The sequence below is a fragment of the Levilactobacillus humaensis genome (assembly GCF_024345185.1).
Taxonomy (GTDB): Bacteria; Bacillota; Bacilli; order Lactobacillales; family Lactobacillaceae; genus Levilactobacillus; species Levilactobacillus humaensis.
Genome location: NZ_BROB01000005.1, coordinates 1 through 22,717, shown reverse-complemented (window position 1 = coordinate 22,717; position 22,717 = coordinate 1). Strand labels below are relative to the sequence as shown.

The 22,717-nt window shown below is 50.0% G+C and carries 17 protein-coding genes; 7 read left to right on the top strand and 10 right to left on the bottom strand.

Annotated elements, in window-relative coordinates; translation table 11 throughout:
- Positions 1-116: 116 nt before the first annotated feature.
- A complete protein-coding gene (locus tag OCU14_RS02495) occupies positions 117-1,337 on the bottom strand; it encodes an RNA-guided endonuclease TnpB family protein (protein WP_261809652.1) in 1,221 nt (406 codons plus the stop codon).
- 210 nt (positions 1,338-1,547) lie between these two features.
- Between OCU14_RS02495 and OCU14_RS02490 the strand changes: the two genes are divergently transcribed.
- Positions 1,548-2,480, top strand: coding sequence for a ketopantoate reductase family protein (locus tag OCU14_RS02490; protein ID WP_261809651.1), 933 nt, complete (start codon positions 1,548-1,550; stop codon positions 2,478-2,480).
- 183 nt (positions 2,481-2,663) lie between these two features.
- Positions 2,664-2,951, top strand: a complete 288-nt coding sequence (locus tag OCU14_RS02485) for an EAL domain-containing protein (protein ID WP_261809650.1) — start codon at positions 2,664-2,666, stop codon at positions 2,949-2,951.
- 164 nt (positions 2,952-3,115) lie between these two features.
- On the opposite strand, the gene spx is transcribed toward OCU14_RS02485, so the two are convergent.
- The gene (gene spx / locus OCU14_RS02480; RefSeq protein WP_261809649.1) at positions 3,116-3,514 is read right to left on the bottom strand and encodes a transcriptional regulator Spx; all 399 of its coding nucleotides are present in this window, start codon (positions 3,512-3,514) and stop codon (positions 3,116-3,118) included.
- 527 nt (positions 3,515-4,041) lie between these two features.
- Between spx and OCU14_RS02475 the strand changes: the two genes are divergently transcribed.
- Positions 4,042-6,069, top strand: coding sequence for a Na+/H+ antiporter (locus tag OCU14_RS02475; protein WP_261809648.1), 2,028 nt, complete (start codon positions 4,042-4,044; stop codon positions 6,067-6,069).
- A gap of 920 nt (positions 6,070-6,989) precedes the next feature.
- Complete coding sequence (locus OCU14_RS02470) at positions 6,990-8,564, top strand: bifunctional metallophosphatase/5'-nucleotidase (RefSeq protein ID WP_261809647.1); 1,575 nt, start codon at positions 6,990-6,992, stop codon at positions 8,562-8,564.
- 105 nt (positions 8,565-8,669) lie between these two features.
- Here OCU14_RS02470 and rny read toward each other — a convergent pair whose 3' ends face one another.
- From rny to OCU14_RS02455, 3 genes are all read right to left on the bottom strand, one after another.
- Complete coding sequence (gene rny / locus OCU14_RS02465) at positions 8,670-10,277, bottom strand: ribonuclease Y (RefSeq protein WP_261809646.1); 1,608 nt, start codon at positions 10,275-10,277, stop codon at positions 8,670-8,672.
- Between the two features lie 100 nt (positions 10,278-10,377).
- Entirely contained in the window at positions 10,378-11,061 is a 684-nt protein-coding gene (locus OCU14_RS02460; protein WP_261809645.1) for a YoaK family protein, read from the bottom strand.
- Positions 11,062-11,081: 20 nt separating this feature from the next.
- Positions 11,082-12,026, bottom strand: coding sequence for an alpha/beta hydrolase (locus OCU14_RS02455; protein ID WP_261809644.1), 945 nt, complete (start codon positions 12,024-12,026; stop codon positions 11,082-11,084).
- Between the two features lie 569 nt (positions 12,027-12,595).
- Here OCU14_RS02455 and OCU14_RS02450 point away from each other — a divergent pair.
- From OCU14_RS02450 to OCU14_RS02440, 3 genes are all read left to right on the top strand, one after another.
- The gene (locus tag OCU14_RS02450) at positions 12,596-14,404 is read left to right on the top strand and encodes a M3 family oligoendopeptidase (RefSeq protein WP_261809643.1); all 1,809 of its coding nucleotides are present in this window, start codon (positions 12,596-12,598) and stop codon (positions 14,402-14,404) included.
- A gap of 73 nt (positions 14,405-14,477) precedes the next feature.
- Complete coding sequence (locus OCU14_RS02445; protein ID WP_057879391.1) at positions 14,478-14,900, top strand: helix-turn-helix domain-containing protein; 423 nt, start codon at positions 14,478-14,480, stop codon at positions 14,898-14,900.
- A 309-nt stretch (positions 14,901-15,209) separates the two neighbouring features.
- The gene (locus OCU14_RS02440) at positions 15,210-16,061 is read left to right on the top strand and encodes an SAM-dependent methyltransferase (protein ID WP_261809642.1); all 852 of its coding nucleotides are present in this window, start codon (positions 15,210-15,212) and stop codon (positions 16,059-16,061) included.
- A gap of 278 nt (positions 16,062-16,339) precedes the next feature.
- Here OCU14_RS02440 and OCU14_RS02435 read toward each other — a convergent pair whose 3' ends face one another.
- The 5 genes from OCU14_RS02435 to OCU14_RS02415 all read right to left on the bottom strand — a co-directional run bounded on the left by OCU14_RS02435 (position 16,340) and on the right by OCU14_RS02415 (position 22,625).
- On the bottom strand, positions 16,340-17,407 hold the full coding sequence (locus tag OCU14_RS02435; RefSeq protein ID WP_261809641.1) for a YdcF family protein: 1,068 nt from the start codon (positions 17,405-17,407) through the stop codon (positions 16,340-16,342).
- A gap of 66 nt (positions 17,408-17,473) precedes the next feature.
- On the bottom strand, positions 17,474-18,079 hold the full coding sequence (locus OCU14_RS02430) for a pentapeptide repeat-containing protein (RefSeq protein WP_261809640.1): 606 nt from the start codon (positions 18,077-18,079) through the stop codon (positions 17,474-17,476).
- A gap of 103 nt (positions 18,080-18,182) precedes the next feature.
- On the bottom strand, positions 18,183-19,559 hold the full coding sequence (locus tag OCU14_RS02425) for a DUF5776 domain-containing protein (RefSeq protein WP_261809639.1): 1,377 nt from the start codon (positions 19,557-19,559) through the stop codon (positions 18,183-18,185).
- Between the two features lie 299 nt (positions 19,560-19,858).
- Positions 19,859-21,283 carry a DUF5776 domain-containing protein gene (locus OCU14_RS02420; protein ID WP_261809638.1) on the bottom strand — a complete coding sequence of 475 codons (1,425 nt, stop codon included), beginning with the start codon at positions 21,281-21,283 and terminating at the stop codon, positions 19,859-19,861.
- A gap of 163 nt (positions 21,284-21,446) precedes the next feature.
- Complete coding sequence (locus OCU14_RS02415; protein WP_261809637.1) at positions 21,447-22,625, bottom strand: DUF5776 domain-containing protein; 1,179 nt, start codon at positions 22,623-22,625, stop codon at positions 21,447-21,449.
- Between the last annotated feature and the right edge of the window lie 92 nt (positions 22,626-22,717).

Genomic DNA, 22,717 nt, shown 5'->3' with positions numbered 1-22,717 from the left:
GAGGCTTGTCGCTCACGTGTCTGACGACACAGTAGTCCAACATACCCGTTAAGGCACTCCTACTCGTAGTGGCAACATCATCGGGTAATTGACGGCTACCCGTTTAACTGCCAGGTTTACCCGGCAGTTGTTAGCTTCTTAATCTTGGGGTATTTGACACCATTCAACCATTCTTGCCCAAGCATCTCAATATTCATTGCTCCTAAACGATCGTCATTACAACGATAGTGACACTGTTTGCACCAATATTCATGCGTATCGTGATGCCGGTTAGTCTTCTCAACTCGGCCACACTTGGGACATCGCTGTGAGGTAAATGCTGGATTCACTTTCACGACAGCACTTTGAATAGCCTGAGCCTTGTACGTTAAGAAAGACTCCAGTTGAAAGAAAGACCAGGAACGATGGCTGTTTCGTAAGGACTTAGGCAGGTCATTAGTATTGAAGGTTACATTGGTCAGGTCTTCCACAACGAAGAGCGTATGCGTACCATATGTCGTAACGAGTGTCTTAGCTAGCCGATGATTCACATCGGTCATCCAGCGGTTCTCTCGTTGGGCCAGTCGCTTCAGTTTCTTCTTGGCAGACTTGCTACCTTTACTTTGTAGTTGTCGCCGGATTTCAAGAAACTTCTTCCGCTTATGTAAGATCTTTTGCCCGTCAAAGAATAGCGTCTTTCCTTCACTATCAAAAATTGTTGCTAGGAAACGCAAGCCACGGTCAATTCCTACGATTCGCGGATTGTTCTTAGTATCGAAATCACTGACTTCTTTCGTGACACCAATGTGCAGAAGCCATTTTCCCTGGTTATGAACCAACTTAGCAGTCCCTAGCTTCCAATCATCGGTAAAGTATTTTTCGAATCCCTTAATAGTGAAGTTCAACTTTGTTCGTTTACCCAGAGTGGTTATTGAGATTTGTTGTATCTTGTCTACAAAGGAGTAATTACTCTGGCGAACTAAGTCTGCCTGTGGCCGACAAAATTGGATAGGCTTCGTCAACCAGGTCAGGTCTCTCGAAACTTGAATCCATTTATTGTCTTCGTTCTTGTAGCCATAAGGATGTTGTTTCATTTGTTCTCGGACAGTCTTGTAGCGTGCTGAGACCGTTCGAAAGACAGACTGAATCATCTGGCTATTGAGTTCTGATTCTTGTCTGAATCGTTTGTACAGCTGGTGATCGATTTTTAACCAGCTCAACTGAAACTCATGGTCAAAGATCCATTGACTGACAATGTTAGCTAATCGTTGATATTCCTGGGTCATCGCGAGAAATTGTTCTGCTTGATCAGTGTCCGGATAGAGTCTCAGCTTGATTGTTCGTCCTAACTTAAGCAATGGATACCTCCCCTGTAGATTGGATTAAGTATACCATGTTTAGTCTCTCAAGTGGGGAACGTACGTTTCGGAAAATATGCTAAATTCCTGCATTCATCCCGCGATTAAAATCGTAAGTTTGCTGCTTAGTTTTTAATAAATCCTTCACGTGCGCCCGCGACGGAAAACCGCTACACTGAAAGTAACTAATGTGATAAGGAGTGAGCAAGTATGAAAATTGCAATTGCTGGTGCGGGTGCCATGGGGTGCCGTTTCGGGGTCAAACTTCAAGACGCCAGACACCAAGTCACCCTGATCGATAATTGGCAGGATCACGTCACGGCCATTCAGGAACACGGCTTAACCGTCACCACCGACGACGGCCAAGACCACGTGACGCCAATGACCGCCAAGCGTCCCGCTGATGTCACGGAACGTTTCGACCTGGTGATTCTCTTCACCAAGGCCATGCAAATGGACCAGATGCTCCAACAACTCAGTGGCATCTTGGATAACCAGCCCATCGTTTTGACCCTGGCCAACGGGATTGGCAATGTGGAAACCATTGAACGCCACGTTCCTAAGGACCGCGTCGTGGCCGGAACCACGGTTTGGTCTTCTAGCCTGACGGGTCCGGGTCACATCACGGTTACCGGGACCGGGAGTATCTCCCTACAAGCCATCGTGCCCGAGAAGTTCGATGAACTGCCAGCCTTGATTGCGGCCTTGAATGCTGCGCACCTCAACGCCAGTCCCGCTGAGAATGTCCTGGCCGCTATCTGGAAGAAGGCCGCCTTAAACAGCGTGCTGAACACCTACTGCACTCTCTTTGACTGTAATATTGGGGAATTCGGGGCCCTGCCAAATTGGCGGACGCTGAACGATGCCGTCTTAATGGAATTCGACGCCGTGGCTAAGGCCGCTCATATTCAATTCGACGCAGTTGCCGACACGGCCCTCATCGCCGCGCAATTCGATCCCGATAAGAATGGGGGACATTACCCATCAATGCACCAAGATATGGCAAAGAAGCGGCCGACTGAAATTGACTTCTTAAATGGTTACGTTGCCCAGCTTGGAAAGAAACTCGGCGTTCCGGCACCAACTAATGCCTTACTGACTCAGTTAATTCACAGTCAAGAGTCTCTCCGTGGCATCAAGTAACGCTGAAAAGTAAGCACCACGTTCTGTCACTTTCATACTATATGTGGCAAAGTCTCACACATTCGCCCTATATCTAGTTGTAATTTCTGCTGATTCATCGTAACATAGACCTATACTAATTTTTGACCGGGCGTTAAAAAGACACACTAACGGGTTCGGCAAACCCTAGGAGGGCTAGAGACGATGGATGTTTTAAGACGATCACAGGCAACGATGTACCCGGGTGGTCTCACCGTGGAAAACTTAGCAGGAAAGCACATTCCGTTTAATTCGCGAAAGATTCACCGGTCACTCACAGCACTGACCAACGACCCTACGGTAGTTCACCGCGTCGAAAGTCTCATTGTTGCCCAATTGGCAGGGTTTGACGTGGTTGCCACGGGAACCATTGAAGCCACGATTGTGGAGACCTTGCAACAACTAGGTTATGGGAATATGGCTCAGAATTACCGCCGCCGGCAACACGCTTAGTTAGTCGTGGTTGGTAATCATTAGCGGTTATCATCGCTAATCCGAAAATCTAATCGATCAAAAAAGTCCAGGACACTTCAACGTGTTCTGGACTTTTGTCGTTTAATCATAAAAATGTCAATAAAAAATCGACCAGCACTCCCCCGAGAACTGATCGACTAGGTCTATGAGCTTAATTGTGATTCTAAGTGGTGTAATTCGGCGGTCCGTACCTCACGTGGTAAGAAACGACGGATTTCCTCTTCGTTGTACCCCACTTCAAGTCGTTTATCATCAAAGATGATTGGGCGCTTGATTAAGTCTGGATACTTAACAACTAAGTCAACTAATTGGCTGACCGACAAACTATCCAAATCAACATTCAATTGCTTGAAGATGTTGGATCGGGTAGAAATGATATCCTCGCTCCCATTTTCTGTGAGCCGAAGAATCTGTTTAACCTCGGTAGCATTCAGTGGCTTAGACTTGATGTTACGTTCCTTGAACGCAATCTCATGTTCCTTAAGCCATGCGCGTGCTTTCCGACTGGATGCGCTACTTGGCGCAATGTACAAATTAATCATATCTCAGCACTTCCTTATCGTTGGATTGAGTAACGATAGAAACACAGACAACTTGGTTCCCCCGAAATGTTTCACTGAACTATCTAGTAGAACCAACTTATATGTTACCACAATTGAATGAATAATCAACCCTTTTTGGAAACTTTCTAAATAACCCTCATCATTTTTTAACGTGTTGGTTGGCCCTCACAACTAAGGTGACGTGCACCGTTTTACTTGTGATAAATTCAACGAAAGCCCCCTAACTCGTCCATTATTCCGCCACAAAGTTCTTAAGCTCAATCAATTATCCTTTGCGCTTTTAGGTTCCGTTAAGGTTGAACCCGCCACGCGTGTCTTTTTCATCAAAATGTATGGATATTCATTTTTTATGTAAAATTATCCATTTTAAGTATGACTTAGCCGTTAAATTTACTCCCACAGCTTTATTAAAATGGTTATTTTTGCCTTTTCAAGCGATCGCCGACCCGTTCCCCCTAAGAATGGCGTAAAATGGTGGCATCAATTATTTTCGGGAGGAACTTGTCTTGGAAGTCTTTTATTCCGTCTTATTACTCGTCTTGGCGACCATCGTTGCCAACACCATCTATCCCTATTTCTCCGTTATTCCTCAGGCATTCTACCAGATCTTTGCTGGGGCGCTGTTGTCATTGATTCCCATGTTCCACCATTTTGCGTTGGAACCTGAAGTCTTTATGCTCCTGATCATTGGACCTCTCATGTTCTTTGATGGGAAGAACGCCAGCGCTAAAGATCTTCGGCGCAACGTCGGTTCGATTGCGTCCATGGCGATCGTCCTCGCCGTCTTGACCGTGGTCGCCATGGGCTATCTGGCCCACAGCATGGTGGCGGGCATCCCATTGGCCCTGGCCTTCGCGCTAGCGGCCATTGTGACGCCAACCGATGCCGTCGCCGTCTCCTCCATTACCACGAATATGGCAGTGCCGGAACGCGTGATGGGTATGCTGGAACGTGAATCCCTATTCAACGACGCTTCCGGATTAGTGGCCTTCAACCTTGCGTTGGCGGCCTTCACAACCGGTAAGTTCTCCGTGGGCATGGGGGTTAAACACTTCCTCATTGTTTTCTTTGGTGGTCTGTTAATTGGGGTTATCCTGGGCGGCTTAGCCGTTTGGACCCGCGTCCTGTTGGTTCAAAGTGGGATGGATTCTTCCAGCGTCATCATCCCTTACGACATCATCGTGCCCTTCCTGATCTACCTCGCCGCCGAACACCTCGAACTCTCGGGAATTCTCGCGGTCGTCGCGGCCGGGCTGATGTACAGCTTTTCTTCGAATCAACTCCGTCTCTCCAGTACGCAGCTCCAGTTGGTCTCACGCTCTTCATGGAGCATCATCACCAGTATTTTAAATGGGTTCGTGTTCGTACTCTTAGGGGCGACACTGCCGACAGTCTGGGTAAATATTCAACAGGATCACACCAAGGACCTGACAACCTTCCTCATCCTGGCTGTGGTGCTCTACGTGGTCATGACCGCGTTGCGTTATCTCTGGATTCGTTTCGACTGGGCCCTGATCCACTCCAAGCCTAAAGAACGCCGCTCAAACGCCCTGGTTGGCGCCTTGTCTGGCGTTCACGGAACGATTACCTTAGCCATGGCCTTCTCACTACCCCTGACATTTAACGGGGCAGCCTTCCCTTACCGGAATACCATGATCTTCGTGGCGGCCGTCGTGATTATTCTGAGTCTGCTGGTGCCAACCATCGTCTTGCCATTCGTTCTCCCCAAGAAGACGGCCACGGTCGATCCCGACCAGCTTGAACAGGAGCGCAAGGCCCTCGTGGCCTACGCGAGTGACCGGTTGGCTCAAGAGAATCCGGACACCCCCGCTAGTGCCCAGGCAGTGATTCAAATCTTAAACAGCCAAACGAGCAACACACGGCCGGATAAAAAGGCCACGCGGCTACTCCTCAATCAAGCCACTCAGATTGAAGTCGAAGCGGTCCAAGGACTTGCCGACGATGGCACCATCCCCGTCCCCTTTGCCAACCGCTACGTGCGTTTACTCTTGATGAAATCTCAAATGAGTAGTCGTAATCCACTCGTCAACACCAGCATCTGGTTCCGCTTCGTGGGACACCGACTCTGGCACCTCATCACCCATCACGGTGACCGGCGCAAACGCCGCGAACGACTTCAAGCCGGCCAACGCCACAGCCATCGTGGTGACGACCGCTCTCGGCCAGGTCACGTTTCCGCGGCCGAACGGGAACGTCGCGAAAACTTCATGACGGTTGAACGGGATATTTACGCGCAAGTCATGACCTTCCTGACCAATGTCAGTACCGTCGACAATCAAGCCGAGGTCAACGCGGTTCGTTACTACTACAACGCGCGCCACCGGCGCTTTGAATCGACCCAAGCCGCTGACGAACAAAGTGAGCTCTTCATTCAGGCCTTCCAGTACGAGTACACCTACATCCGCCAACGCCGATCTGCCAAGGAAATTCCGACAGCGCTGGCCGATGAACTCTACCAACAGGTCTCGACTGATCAGATGCTCTATACCCAAGAAATTTCTGGAGAAGAATAGATTGACGACTCAGCGTCACATTTTCTTCACAATTGAATGCTATAGTAGTCGCATAACTTACGAATTAAACAACGAATAAGTTACCAATTTTACTCCTCCAAAAGTAAAAAACGGGCGGACCGCTACGGCGATACCGACCCACTCCAAACGTAACATGTGTTTTTATTTAGCAGCGATGCGGACAATTACGGTCCGATCGCTGTTTTTTTTATGTCGTTTTTTCTTAAATCAAGAATCAAGAATGTCGCCTACGGCCACCAGACGCCACCCTGTGAGGCAGACCTGAAGCCTGAGAAGCGGTCTTCAGGGCAACCTTGAACCTCGAAGATCACGAGTTTCAAAGTTGGCCCGTGCTCTAAGCCGAGAAAGAACCTCGGCTAAGACCACCGACACGGGGTTCTGTCTGGTGGCCTCCGGCTGGGGCTAGTGAAAAATTAGAAATCCGCATCGAAATTTCCAATATGACTATTAATCGACGTCAATTTGACCTGTTTAGCCATCCCACATTACCTGTCATCTGTGTCGCTACCCTAGGTGTCTGTTAGCCGGAGGTGGGACGGGATCGCCCCCTGTGTCGGTGGTGTTAGGTCGGCAAATTCCCGGCCTTACAGCACGGGACGTTTCCAAGACTCACGGGTCTGGTGAGGCTTGAAAACGAGCTTGAAGACCGCTCTTTGGCCTCAAGCGTTCCCCACAGGGGGTGACCCCGTCCCAACGGAGGCATCAAAGACTAAGACAACTAAAAATTACAGCCGATAATAGTCAATCCCCCGCGCTTTTGTTAGAAATTTACTCATAATCTGGACGAATGCGCTCTCATAAATTTACACCGTTAGCAAACTAGCTTATAATTTCTTTAACACGTTATAGATTCGGCGTTGTGCTCAGGGTCTGTTAGACGTAATGGAGGGTGAGAATTCATGAAGCTGACAATTTTATCGACAAGCGATACCCACGGGTATGTCTTTCCGACGAACTATGTAAAGAAAGGCAGTCACCAAGGCTTTGGCCTGGCTCGAGCTGCCACGGTCATTGCCCGTGAGCAAGCGCAGGCGAAGGCCCTGGGTCCCGTGGTCACCGTAGAAAACGGGGACTTTCTCGAAGGATCGCCTCTGGCCTACTACGTGGCTCGGGTCAAACCCGACCGCGACCCGGCACCCTTGATGGCCATCTATAACCAAATCGACTATGATTGCGGAATTCTCGGCAACCATGAATTTAACTACGGCCAAGAATACTTACAGGCCGCCATTAAAGACGCCAAACGTTCCATTCTGTGCGCCAATATTTTGGATCACAACGGCGACCCCGAATACGGGCAACCATACCAAATTATTGAAAAAGACGGCATTAAGATCGGCATTCTGGGGCTCACCACCCAGGCTGTCTACAAGTGGGAAAAGGCCACCAACATCAGCGGACTTCAATTTGAGTCCGCCTACCTGGCCGCCAAGAAATACGTGCCAATCATCAGAGAACAGGCTGATGTGGTCGTTGTATGCTACCACGGGGGCTTTGAGCGCGATTTAACCACTGGCAAGCCCAATGACATTCATGTCGGCGAAAACGAAGCCTACCACATCTTAGAGGCCATTCCCGGCATCGACGCTTTGGTCACTGGTCACCAGCACCGGCAATTGGCTACCGACGTCTTTGATACCCCGATCACCCAACCCGGCTTCCGCGGTCAGGCCATCGGAAAGATTACACTAGATCTCGAACGCCAGGCCGATGGTACCGTGACCGTTCTCAGCCATGAGAGTGAGCTGGTTCCCACCAAACATGCCCCATTGGATCCCAAAGTTCTCGCCGCCGCTAACGGATTGAACAGTGAAGTCGGCCACTGGCTCGACCAGCCACTGGGTCACATCCAAGGCGACATGACCTTTGACGATCCCTTTGCGGCACGGATGCACGAGACCCCTTATATCGAATTTATCCAAAAAGTTCAAATGGCCACGATGGGCGCCGATATCTCGGCAACGGCCCTCTTCAGTGACGAGGCTCGCGGCTTTGAAAATCCCATCACCATGCGAAATATCATGACCAACTACGTCTATCCCAATGGTCTGTCCCTCTTAAAGATCACCGGGGCCGACCTCCGCGGTGCGTTGGAAATTTCCGCCCGCTATTTTGCGATCAAAGACGACCAGATTGCCGTCAACCCGGCCTTCGTCCATCCCAAACGGCGTCAGTATAACTATGACATGTACGAGGGTGTGGACTACCAGATTAACGTGGCGAAACCTGAGGGCCAGCGCATCGAAAACCTGACCTATCATGGAAAACCCGTGACGGACGATCAGGAACTCCGGATCGCGTTAAACCAATACCGGGCAGTCGGTGGCGGGCACTACGCCATGTACACCGCTGACAAGATCATTGCGGAGAGTCAGGGGGCGATGAGTGAAATCATTGCCGACTACCTCCAAGAACACCCGACCATTCCGGCCACGGCTAATAACAACTTTACGGTCGTTAATCATCCAGAATAAATCGGTTTACGTCCAACTCAAACGGCGCGTCGAGCGCTAACTTACATAAAAAAGCCCCACGATTTCCAATTGGAAGTCGCGGGACTTTTTTGAGTTGCCAGCGTTTTAAGCGTTGGCCACCTTTTTCTTTTTCTTGTGCTTCTTCTTTTTCTTTTCGTCACCGACATATTCGACCGCTGTCAGCGTACGAATCGTCGTAACCTTAATCTTACCAGGATACGTGAGTTTGTCTTCGATCTGCTTAGCCACTTCTTGCGTCAGGCTAGCCGCAGCCTTATCGTCCAGCTCATGGGGCTTGACCATAATCCGCAACTCTCGCCCAGCTTGAATGGCGTAGCTTTCCGAGACACCCTTCTGTTCATTGGCAATCTGTTCGAGGGCTCGCAGCCGGTTGATGTAATCTTCAACCGATTCGCTTCGGGCACCAGGACGGGCACCAGAAATGGCATCGGCTGCCGCAACTAAGTCGGACAGTGGTGACGTCTTCTCGATGTCCCCATGGTGCGCCGCGATGGCGTTGATCACGATGGGATCTTCCCCATATTTCTGGGCAAATTCCGTTCCGATTTCCACGTGGGTCCCTTCGACTTCGTGGTCGATGGCCTTCCCCAAGTCATGCAGGAGACCGGCTCGGCGTGCTAATCGGGTATTGTAACCCAATCGGGCGGCCATGGCGCCAGTCAGTTGAGCCACTTCAATCGAGTGCAGTAACACATTTTGACCGTAACTGGTCCGGTACTTGAGACGGCCGATCAGCTTCATCAGGTCCGGATGCATCCAGCCCACGTGTAGCAGGCTAACCGTCTGCTCTCCGGTCTCCCAGAGGCTGTGGTTAACGTCACGCTGGGCATTCTCCACCTGCGTCTCAATCTGGTTAGCCGAGATGCGGCGGCTGGCGACCAAGTTGGTCAAGGCCACCCGGGCAATCTCACGGCGAATCGGGTCATGCGTGCTGATAAACAACGTGGTGTTATCATCCGGTACGAAGATCAGGTCCGTCCCTGTGAGGGTCTCTAACAAGCGAATGTGCTGTCCGTCACGACCGATAATCTTGCTACGAATATCGCCATTCGGCACGGTCACGGTGTGTTCCATGTGTTCCTTCGGCAAATCTTGAGGGCCACTCTCGGTGGCGGACAAAACAACATCCTTGGCCCACTTCTCAGCGTTAGCCACGGCATTGTCGTTGAGTGCCTTGATTTCAATGTCCCGGTCGCGCTTCAAGTCTAATTCGGCGTGATCCAGCACCGTTTGCTTGGCGACGTCTTCATCCATCCCCGCGCGTTGTGCTAAGGTCTGGTTGCGAGTCGTCGTCAATTCTTCGGCCTGGTCGCGGAGTAAATGAATGGCTTGCCGCTGGTCGCGGTTGGCTTGGCTCCGTTCGTCTAACATTTCTGTTTGATCGTCGAGACGGACCGTGGCCTGTCCCATTAAACGTTCTCGTTGTTGCCGTCGTTGTTCTCTAACGCGAATATCACTTTGTTGTTCGGTCAATTCGTCCTTGACGGATTGCTGATAGGCGAGTGTGGCTTGCCGACTCTTCTTGGTAAGCTGGTCGACACGCTGTTTCGTCTTCTCGGTCTCCTGAGCAATGATGGTTCTAGCCTTGGCCTGAACCGCCAATAGTTCCGCGCGATGCTGTCGCTGCCGAACCAGGTAACCGATCACAATCCCAATCAACAACAGACCGATAGTCAGTCCTGTTATTAACAATATAATGTGCTCCTTAATTTTCAGTCCCGGGTGTCCCGGGGGGATTGTCACTTTTCCCGTTAATTATACGCTATTTATGCCCACAACCCAACTGTTCAAGTTAAGGGTTTTCCATAGCTACCGGTAAAAATAACCAGCCGAGCAGAATTAATTTGAAGCCACTCGCCACCCACAGGACATCCAGAGCCGCCAGATCGGCTAAACGAACCCCGATCGCACACCCTAGCAGGAAGGTCACCAGGACGGCGCCGACCCGTAATACCCGTTGGGCCGCCTGTTGATCGCGATTGACCACCGCCCGATAGAAACTCGTGGCAAAGGCCTTGGTGTTCCCCGTCATGATGCCGTTATTAATGGCGATACCCCCGACCTGCCGAAAGATCGTGAGTTCGTAACCGGCCACTGTTCCGAGGAAAAAGATGAGCCAACTGTCCGGCAAGGTCGTTTGCAGACTGGCGAGTAGCGCGTAGGCCAACACGTCAATCAACAAGAGCCAACGCATCTGTCGCCGGGGATTGCGGGCACTGACGCGTTCACTCAGGCCCTGGGCGATGAAGCAGCCCAGAAAGTAACCGATCCAAACAAACCCATTGGTCCAGGCGGCTTGCCAGCCGTGTGCCATGAGTTTAATGACCCCCATTATCAGGTTACCCGTCTGCGCACTCACGAAGACCTCACCGTGTTTAAGGAAGGTGTCGGCATCGATGACCCCCATGACGAGTGTGACGCCCAGTGTCAGGATCGTATCGGTTACCGGTCGAAATTGTCGTGTGACATCATCCAAAATAATTAGACTCCTCTAACTCACTTCATGTATTTGGCTAAAAAGGCTGTAACAGTTTTTTCATAGAGTTCCGGATTGTGGGACAAGGCTGCCGCATGGTGGGCGCCTTTGACCACCAAGAGTTCCTTGGGACCGGCGTCCGCACGGTAGACCTGATAGACCATCCGTGTTGGCACGAAGGTATCCGCCCCACCGTGAATGAATAACATTGGCTTGTGATTTTTCTTGACCGCAGCCAATGCATTGGCGTCCTTGAAATGAAAGCCAGCCTTGGCCTTCGCCACAGCACTGGTCAATGGGACTAGTGGCCAGTATGGCAGGTTGTACATCTGCTTGGCCTGATAGCTAATCTCGGATTGTGCGTCCGTGTAACCACAATCCTCAATGTAGGCCTTCAGCTGCGTCGGCGTCTTCAAGCCACTGGTCATCATGGTCGTGGCGCCCCCCATGGAAACCCCAAACAACACGATTTGTGACTGGGGTCCCTGCTTGGCAATGACCTGCTTGACCCACTTCAAATAATCCCGGCTCTCGTAGTAACCGTAGCTGATCACTTTTCCTTGGCTCTCACCCTGACCTCTAGTATCTGGAATCAAAGTGTTGTACCCGAGTTGGTGAAAGAGGGCCACGTAGCCCCCCATGGCTTCCTTATTCGATCCGAAGCCGTGAACCAACACGACCGTTCGCTTCGTCGTCTTGGCCGCGGGAATGTAGTCGGCGACCTGTTTCAAATGGGTACCGGCCGCATTCTCCGTCCACCGTTCTTTCTTAACGTCGCGATACCACTTCTTCTGGGCGTACAGGCGATCCGACTTGCGTAGTGGCTTCTCGGTACCCACGAAGCTCTTCTTGCCACTCGCCACCGTCATGTTATAGAAATACAGACTGGCACCTAGCAGTCCCCCGGCTACCAGCACCACAACCGCACCGAGGCTAATCAGTCCCCATTTTTTTCGCTTACTCATTTTCGTTTCCTCCCAATGTCTCATTTCTCTTCTTCAGTAAGTATACGAAGTTCTTTTGATCAGCGCAATCGTTATGATGTTTGCTATAATAAGCACAACTTACGTGTGGTTCTGCACTTCTGGTTTAACCGCCTACGGCGGGTAGGGTTCGCACCCTATGGGGCCCGCCCGAAGCCAAAGAACGGTCTTCGGACTCGCTTCTAAGCCCCACCAAAAACGTGGGTCTTAGAAACGGCCCGTGCTGTAAGGCCGGAAAGACACCGGCCCAACACCACCGACACAGGGTGCAAACCCTACCCACCTCCGGCTAAAATCATCAATTGTGATAACCCACAGAAGGTTAGGACACGATGATTGCCACCAGCCGGAGGGCATCAGACAGAACCCCTGTGTCGGTGGTCTTAGCCGAGGTTTTTTCTCGGCTTAGAGCACGGCCAACTTTGAAACTCGGGTTTTCCGAGGTTCAAGGTTGCCCTGAAGACCGCTTCTCAGGCTTCAGGTCTGCCTCATAGGGGTGGCGTCTGCTGGCCGTAGGCCATGCGTGATCAATCATTTAGGAGGACTTGCCGATGAAGTATTCGATGAATTGGGATCTGGATTCTCTGTTTCCCGGTGGAATTAATTCTGCCCAGCTGGCAACAAAATTAACACAGATTAAAACGGCCATTGCGACTCTAGGTGACCTGCTGGACCGGTGGGACGCGGCGAGCGATGCCCCCGAGTACCAACAATTTATCAAGCTGATCACCCATCTCCAAAAGGTTGAGGCGGGCATTGGCCAGGCTGGACTCTTCATGACGGCCATTGGTTCTGCCGACGTCAACAATCCCGAAGTAGCGCCCATGGTGGCCAAACTCGACGGCCTCGAAAATGAAGTTGAGAACGTCAGTGGCAAGCTGAAAAAGGTTCTGGTTCAGGTTCCCGATGCCCATTTCAACGCGATTCTAGCGGTACCTGAACTACAACCACTGGCCTTTAATTTAAAGGAAATGCGTGATGCTGGTAAGGAACTCCTGGACGATAAGACTGAAGCCCTGATCAGCCGCCTGAACCTGGACGGCCGTTCCGCTTGGAGTGCGCACTACGACTCCTTAGTCGCCACCGTGAACGTGCCTTTCCACGACGCCGATGGCAACCCCGTCACTCTGTCTGCCGGGCAAGCCGACAACAACCTTCTCGGGAACGCCGACCCACAATACAGAGCCGACCTCCTGCCAGCTTGGGAACAAGCCTGGACGGATAAGGAACAACTCTTTGCCGACACCCTGAATCACCTAGCCGGCTTCCGTTTGACGGAATACGCCGCCCACGGAACCACAGACTTCCTGAAAGAACCGCTTAAAGACAACCGTCTGAGTGCCGAAACGCTGAATACCATCTGGCAGGTCGTCGACGACAACAAGCAATTCCTGCTCGATTACCTCGACAGAAAAGCTGCCCTGTTAGGCAAGAAGCACGCCGGTTGGCAGGACGTTGAGGCCCCATTGAACTTACCAGGTGCCCAACTCCATCACTTCACCTACGACGAGGCCGCAGCTTTTATCATCAAGCATTACGGTGAATTCTCACCGAAGATGGCCGCCTTAGCGCAACACGCCTTCGAACACAACTGGATCGAGGCGGAAGACCGTGCGGGCAAGGCGCCCGGTGGTTGGATGGAAAGTGCCCCCGAAACCAATGAATCTCGGATCTTCATGACCTTTACGGGATCGCCGAATGACGTCTCCACGCTGGCCCATGAACTTGGTCACGCCTTTCACTCGAGTGTCATGAACGACCTGCCTTATTTCCGGCAAGGATACGCCATGAACGTGGCGGAAACGGCCTCGACCTTTGGCGAACTAATCGTGGCCGACGCCAACGTCAAGGCCGCCACTAGCGATGCCGAAAAGATCTCCTTAATCAATGCTAAAATGGATAACCCCCTGGCGATGTTCCTCAACATCCGGGCCCGGTTCCTCTTCGAATCCCGTTTCTATCAACTGCGGCAACAGAAGTTGGTCACACCAGCTGAATTAAACGAGCTGATGTTAAATGCCCAAAAGGAAGCCTTCGGACATGACCTGTCGACTTACTCCCCGCACCTTTGGGCCAGCAAGTTGCATTTCTACATCGCCGATCCATCCTTCTACAACTTCCCCTATGTCTTCGGTTACCTCTTCAGCCTGGGCATCTACGCCAAGGCCCAACAAGAAGGTAACTTCGAAGATCAATACATCGCGCTGTTACGTGACACGGCTAACATGTCGACCGAAGAGTTAGCCCAAAAGCACCTGGGAGTCGACCTAACCAAGCCTGATTTCTGGCTAGCCGGCGTCCAACTCATCAAGCGCGATGTCGCAGAATTTATGCGGCTAACCGATTCACTGGTGAAATAGTCAAGTTTAGGTTAAAAGTAACGCTAAGTGGTATAATGGTCGTATAGACTAATGGAAGAAACGGGTGACTAACATGTTTTCTGAACGACTTCGGGCCTTACGACGCGGCCAACACATTACTTTGGAACAATTGGCCACAGCCCTGAACGAACAACAGTCCGTGGAAACGGATGATCATTCAAACACTGCGTCACAAATTGGTAACTGGGAACGCGGTATTCGTACCCCATCCTACGTAGAGGTCCGCAAGCTCGCGGAATACTTCGATGTCACCATGGATTACCTGACGGGTAAAGCGGAACGCGACGAATACGACCTCGGCCGGCTCTTCCTTTCCGGAAAGCAACTGAGCTTCAACCGGGAATTACTGAGCGGACGGGACCGTTACGAAATCTACCAACTTATCGATGGCTACTTGCATGGTAAGGAAAACCGCTTCACCGCACCGGAAACCAACCAACAAGAAGAGTTGGATCTCCATCTCGACGACCACTAACCATTTAGGAGCCGGCCGATCAGCCGTTGAGGCTAATCGATCGGCTCTTTTGTTTGGCATTGGTTCAAATTGGCCAGCCTGCGGCTACCGGAACCCACGCTGTGGGGGCAACCTCTGAAGCCTCAAAAAATCTGAGTCTTCAGAGCGTCTTGAAACCTCGCCCAACCCGCGAGTTTCCAAGACGGCCCATGTCGGAAGGCGGCAAGTAACGCCACCAAACGACATCGACACTGCGTGGGTCCCGGCCTCCTCCGGCTTCAAATCAGCTGTTATCAGTAAATTTTATTTATCTTAGAAAGGATCCTCCAAGTGAACCCGAAAAAACTGCAAAAACTAAAAAAGAAGATTCGGCATCAACCCCTGAGCCAACGCAAGACAGCCTACATCGACCGGATGACGGACTATTACCACCAATTCGGGGATTATCCCGCCGTCAAGATCCTCATCAGTAATATCCTTCTGGCGGACCGGATGTTGGCCGCCGGAGACCTCCCACAACAGTTACCGTTACTCCAACTTCCCGACGATATTCAGGACCAGATTTATCGTAAGCTGGCTCAACAATACCCTTCTGGGGATGCGCAAGGTGACAAGCTGTGGAACAGCCTGACCGATGCGTTGCCAGAGTTGGACCACGACCTGCGTTCATTTAGAGACTACCTCGAGAACCACTATGGCATGTGGGCCTACACGTCGGCGCCGTTCGTGAGTGACCTGGCAAAATTTGTCGGCGACCGAGCCGTACTCGAAGTCATGGCCGGTAACGGCTACATCTCTAAGGGCTTGCGGGCCGCACATAAGACGGTCTACGCCACCGACAGTCAGACCTGGACCAAGGAAAACGAGACCGGCCGGCATCCCCTGACGCCGATCGAACCACTCTCCGCGCTAGACGCCTGGAACACCTATCACGACCAGGTGGGCGTCGTCGTCATGTCCTGGTCTCCCGACGGTTTGCCGTTGGATTGGGAACTTCTCCAGGCCATCCGACAGTCCGATAACGACGTGGACTTCGTCGTCCTGGGTGAACCCCATGGGGCCACCGGATCCAATCAGTTCTGGGATCACGCTGAACTCCTAGAAAATAAGGACACCCGTGACCTGAACCGGCACTACACCCCGATCGACCTGATCAAGGACCACGTTTACCTGGTCAAATAATCGGAGTAGACCTTTAGCGGGCTAGTAAATATTACAAATCAACAAACTACCTGCAAACTATTTATCCTGAATACAGAATTTGCTATGATAAAAGTAGTAATCCATTCAGGGGGAATCCGATCATGATGGCACTGGGGAACATCTTGTTTTATGGCGTGGGAACCTTGTTAGTTGTGGCAGTCGGCTATGCCGCCTTTGCCAGCTATCAGACCCATCGCGACGATGACTAAGCCTTTCAAAATAAAAACCGTTGGCCACTTGGTCAACGGTTTTTTCATCTATTGATATTCAGCCCAGGTCAACGCGATCGTCAGGATCAGCATAAGACCAATGGCCACCGCATGCCAACGCTTGTTGCCAACGAAAATCGCAATGTATTCGCGCAGGATGGCATTGGGCAGGAAAAACTTAGCGGTGTGCGCCCCAATCCCGTTGGCCTTGAGCCCGGCCTTCTTGGCAATCATCCCCGCTCTGAAGGTGTGATAACCATTGGTCACGAAGGTCACGCGGGGATTTGTCGGTCCCTGTTGATCGATGATCGCCTTAGAAAATACCATATTTTCGTGGGTTGTCTTCGACTGATCTTCCGCAATGGCGTGATCGGCTGGCAGGCCGCGTCGTAGCGCATATTGTCGCATAGCGACACCCTCCGGCACAGTCTCATCGCCACCTTGACCCCCAGAAAAAATGATCACGGGTGCCCGACCGGTCTTGGCCAGTTGCTTCTGATAAAAGGTGAGCGCTCGGTCAATTCGTTGGCCTAGTAAGGGGGAAACCTCATCCCCATTTAACAGACCCGCCCCCAGAACAATCAGGTAATCCTGCTTGTAGCGGGGATGATTGAACTGGTAGATGACCAGCATCGTCAGGTAGTTGTAAAACCAGAACAGGACGTAGAAGATCACCATCGACGGAAACAGGTTGATCGCCGTCGCCACTGGGACTGGCAGGTAGAGCGACGTCAACCGGACCACGAATGGCGCCAGGAGAATCGCAATGCCCAGAAAGAGCGTCAACATGTTGGCAATCGTATGACTCTCCCGTTTCCAGACGATCCACGCATTCCACAACAGGAGAAAAGCTTGAAGGGCAAAGACAATCCCAATGACCATCAGGAGAATCACGAATAACACGATACTGATGACAATTAGCCACTTATTGTTGGTTCCCAGAATCGAGATGGCTAACATCGTTAAAAACGAGTAAAAAAATAGCGAAAACCAGATACCGTTTCCCAAGCGGCGTTTCTCAATGCCGTAGCTGACCCCAAATATCAGGCCAAATCCCAAGGGAATCAACCACCCCAGGTAAACGACGGCGGGAATAGCGAATAATTCATTTTGCATGACACGAGACTCCTCCGCAATAATTTCAAGACTCACTCTAGGATAGCATAGCGAGCCGCGATCGCTCTACTCCGCGACCTCAATCCCTAACAGGCCAATGAGTTGGGCCGCCTGAAATTGGTTAATCTTTAAGCCTTTTGCCAGATCGGCGTTAAGACTGACGCCAGCAAAGTCGGCAGCGTGCCAGTCGAAGCCGGCTAACCGAGTTTCGATAAAGCTGGCCCCGGTCAGTCGTGAACCAGCGAAGTCCACGTCCTTCTTACTCTGAACCGCCTGAAAAGCACTCTCCAAGAGATCACAATCCAAAAAGTTCATCTGATTCAGCTGGGCCTCGCTAAAGTTGGCATAGGCCAGCTTCGACGCTCGAATACTGGAACGTTGCCAGAAACTACCGGTCAGTTCCGCCCCGGATAGCTGAAGATTGCGTAAATCGCAGTCATACCAGCGAGTCTCTTTCCAGGAAGTATTGACCAGCTGACTGTGACGCCAGGTCACGCGAACAAATTCACCTTCGTCAAAATTGGTCTGTTGAAACGTGCAGTGGTCCAGCTCAACATCCATCAGGCGGATGGCCGCATTGGCCGGCGTGAAGGTACAGTTCTGATAGGTATGTTCCATTTCGATATCATCAAACGCCAAGGTTTGATCGGCAATGACGGGATAATCTGACATAACTTCTTCGACTCCTTTTCCTCTTAGTTTACCCGTTTTACGGGGGCAAAGCGATCACACAAAACGGGTTTCTCATAGAGTTGAGAAGCCCGTCGGTTGAGGTTTATTTGACAATTTTAACTAGTTTAGGATTCCCGGTAATATAGCCCCCGGCCACCTTGTAACGCTTGGTGCCATGAACCGCCGTATTCCAACCGTGAGAGTAATCCCAGCCAGTGACCTTGAAGACGTGGCCCTTCTTGTAATGCTGGAGACGTTCATTCAGGTTGACATCACTGTAACGGTTTCGACCGTCTCGGCCTTGAACCTTGATAACGGTCTTAGGCTTGTTGGGCGTCACGTAACACTTGCTACCCGTGATGTAGGTGCCATCTGGTAACTCATAACGGGTCACATTGCCGACCTTCACCAGCTTGGTTACGGGAACTGCCGTGCCTTGTTTCAGACGGCTGATCTGGTCGTTGAAAATTGTCGTGGCGTGCGTCTTGATTCCTTTGGGATTCGTGACATACATAGTCTGAGTCGTCATTTTTTGCCAGTATAACTTAGCCACGTAGTCTGACTTCGCCGTGATGTAAGTGCCGTCGCTTAGCTTGTAACGAGGATTGCCCGCCTTGGAAGTGGCAGTGCCGACAACTGTGAAGACTGGCGCATAGATCCGTGGTTTTTTGACGTATTTTTGAACCCGTTCACTCTTTTTGAAATCGACGTTCTTGTAACGATAGAACTTCTGTTTACCGTAGACCTTGAAAGACGAATTACCTATGCCATTATCAGTCTCTGAATTAGACGGAACACTTGGATTCTTCTGATAGAACACTGTCAGATTCTGTGGCTTATCCGTGAGTGTAATCGATTTTTGGCGTGACGTATATCCTGGAATGTCAGGGAAAACATCACTATCAGTGATCGTAGTGCCAATCATGCCATTTAGATCATGATCGTCTGGAAGGTCCGCTTTCCCATCTGAACTCTTATAAGTCACATGAACCGGGCTGGCGCTATTTTGGGTAAATAAACCAGTTGTGGCTGTCGGATCTGCATCAGGCGTATTATATCCTGGGTAAGGTTCCAAGCTAATCGGATCACTTCCATCAATAGGGAGCTGTGGAAGTGGTTGATCCATCAGTGTATCGAAATTATCTGGATTGAAGCTATACCCCTCAACCCGCCCCTTTGCGTCATTAAAAAACGCCATAAGTTGCGTATATTGATCTTTGTCTGGCTCTTCCGTTCCAAACGCAAACTTAGATACTAGATTAATCGCTTTCTTTCGCCAAATGCCATTAGTATAATTTACCTGAGCCTGCAAAAGTTCCTTATCATCTTCCATAGTTCGTTTATAGGTAGAATCTACGGTCCAGATATCCTTATATCTTGTCGTCTTCGTAATCTCATTTTGTGGGATTTTTTCCGCATCCACTAATATTAACCCGTAATCTGGGTCTGATGTAGTTGGTTGCGTGAACTCCAGATACACATTAACTGTTCCACCTGAACTCTCTGCTTTAGCAACCACAGGTCTATTAAAATTGCCAACTATAAGACCAATCACCAGTAACAACCCAATCCCAATCTTTGTCCTCAATTTCATTTTATTTCTCCTCTAACCCTAGTTAAGTTACACTAATTCATTTCTCTATTGATTAGTTTCACATGTCAAATATAATTATACAACTTAGGTCTCTACCAATGCTACCTTCCACTAAGTTGGTAATCCATCAGTAATTAAAAAGAGCCACCTCATAGCAGGCAGCTCTCGTTTGTTTAGCAATACTATTAGTGTTTGATAATCTTAACTAGTTTCGTATTTGCCGTGATATAGCCACCAGCAACCTTATATCGCTTATGACTAGTCATCCCCGTAATCCCACCAAAGGAATAGTCCCAGCCTTTAACAACAACAGTTTGACCCTTTGAAATTTGCTTGATTCGATGTTGTAGATTCACATCACGATACAGATTGATGCGCGTCTTTGCTTTAACTTCAGTAGTCATTTTAGGCTTAGTTGGCGAAGCCAACTGTTTATTCCCAGTAATGTAAGTCCCATCAACCAACTGGTAGCGGGTCAGGTAACCTTTCTTCACCATCTTGACGACTTGAACAGAACTGCCTTGCTTCAAGTGTCGGACCTTATTGGTTAGTGGCATCCCCTGATACAAGTTCGTTCCCTTAGGTGCGGTTACATAGAGACGTTGCTGGTCACCCTGCCAATACAGATTGCCCACGTAAGCCTTCTTAGCGGTAATGTAGCTCCCATCACGCAACTTATATCGTGGATTACCATTTTGAGATTCAGCTCGACCAACCACATCCAATACCGGCGCGTAAGTCCGTGGTTTCTTTAAATAGTGGTGAATCCGTTCACTCTTTTTGAAATCAACATTCTTGTAGGTGTAGAAATTCTGTTTGCCGTAAACCTTCAGTAACGTTGGCACCTTCACCTCTGGTTGAGCCACCGGATTCTTGGTATACGTGATGGTTACCGGTTCTGCTTGGGTCTCATTTCCCTCGTCCTGAACGAATTCGACCTTATCGGTATTCGCCGTGTACCCCGCAATCTGCGGAATCAAGAAATGCTCCGTGTCCGTATAGACCTGACCTGGATACCCAGTGATCGTCCGTGGATTCTGATACTCGGAGAAGGCCGCCTCCGGAACCGCGCTTCCATCCGCCATCTTATAAGTCAGGTTTAAGCTGAGATTTGCAACTGTAAAGGGTACCATATCATCAGGAAACAGAATGTTCACAGTCCCGTTGCCCGGCACCCCAGTCTTCTCTGCCGCTAGCGTTTTGAATATATCTCGATTAAACGCATAACCAGATAGGCCACCGATATACATATCGATATCAATCCCATCATCAGGCGTTATTCCAAAGTGATTAAAAAACTGTTCTGGCGTCCAGAGATGATTACTAGCCGCGCTCTCTGCACGCCATAGGTCATCAATTTGAAAGCCACTTCCAATTGCATATTTAGCAAACATATCGCCAAAAGTCGTATCTTCAGTAAGGTCATAACCACCTGTCAATGCCATAGTTTGCAAAGACCCCAGCTCGTAACCAAATCCACTGACGTGCACCGTTGCCGGTGCTGTTGTCTCGGTCCCAGCAGCTAGTGCTTGCTGACCACCATAACTTATCCCAACGAGTCCAACCACTAATGCCAAACCTACCATGATTACCGTTCGTAGCCTTTTCATCATAAGTTCCTCCAAGTCCGCGATGTTTGTGATATGCTGTTAGGTTCAGTATATGTGAAAGCGTTTACAAACTCAACTTAATTCGCATGACCAGTCTTAAAGATCCTCAATTATCCCTATTAAAAAGGCACCCAAGAATTTTTATCCTTAGATGCCAACTGACTTATTTCAAAATTTTAACGAGGGCTTTATTGGCGGTAATGTAGCCCCCAGCCACCTTGTAACGTTTACTGCCGGTCATCCCCGTAATCCCACCAAAGGAATAATCCCAGCCTTTAACGGTAACGGTCTGACCCTTGGCAATCCGCTTGATCCGATGCTGTAAGTCCACATCGCGGTACAAGTTGATGTTGGCTTTAGCTTTGATCTTAGTAACTACTTTAGGCTTAGTCGGCGAAACCAACTGCTTATTCCCGGTAATATAAGTCCCATCCGCCAACTGGTAGCGGGTCAGGTAACCTTTCTTCACCATCTTGACGACTTGAACAGAACTGCCTTGCTTCAAGTGTCGGACCTTATCGGTTAGTGGCATCCCCTGATACAAGTTCGTTCCCTTAGGACTCGTGACATAGAGTGTTGATTGTTTTCCTTGCCAGTAGAGCTTATTCACAAAGGCTTTCTTAGCTGTGATATAACTGCCATCCCGTAATAAGTAACGTGGGTTCCCGGCCTTGGAAGTCGCCGTCCCTACAACATCAAAGACTGGCGCGTACATCCGATTCTTTTTGACATAGTGATGTAAACGTTCGGCCTTCTTGAAATCAACGTGTTGGTAACGATAGAGACCCTGCTTGCCATACACCTTAAAGAGCGTCTTGACCGGCTTCTGTTCGCTCGGCGTTGCGACAGAATTTTTGGTAGAGTTCTTGGTATAAGTAACCGTCACATCTTGCGTGCCATCACTACCAACCGCTTTCTGATCAAATTTAATTTGGTTGGCGCTAGCCGTGTAACCCTTGATTTCAGGAATCAGATAATGTGGCGTATCAACATAAGTCTGCCCATCAAATCCTTTAACGGTCTTAATTGCCGTATCTGTGGTTGAACTGTCGGCATTTGCGACGAGTTCTTCGGGAATTGAAACTCCTGCCGGCATCTTGTACGTGATCTTCATTGAAACATCTGCCGCCTTGAGGGGAAGGACATAATTTACCTCAACCGGTGATGTTGTGGTATCAATCGTCTTCTTCATGTCTTGTTCGAATTGATCTACATCGAACACCTGACCCTGTAATTCCCAATCATTTAAATTGGGATCCCAGCCGTCTGTAAACACTGAGGAAAACATCTCTTTTGCCTGAAGTTCCGTCCAAATCTTATTCTGAAAATTACTGGCAGCCATATAATTCATTTCAAAAGGGAGATTGCAAGAATTATCCGAACACTTATTAGAACCTCATCTGTTCCCAGAAGACCTCTAATGGTGTACGCCAA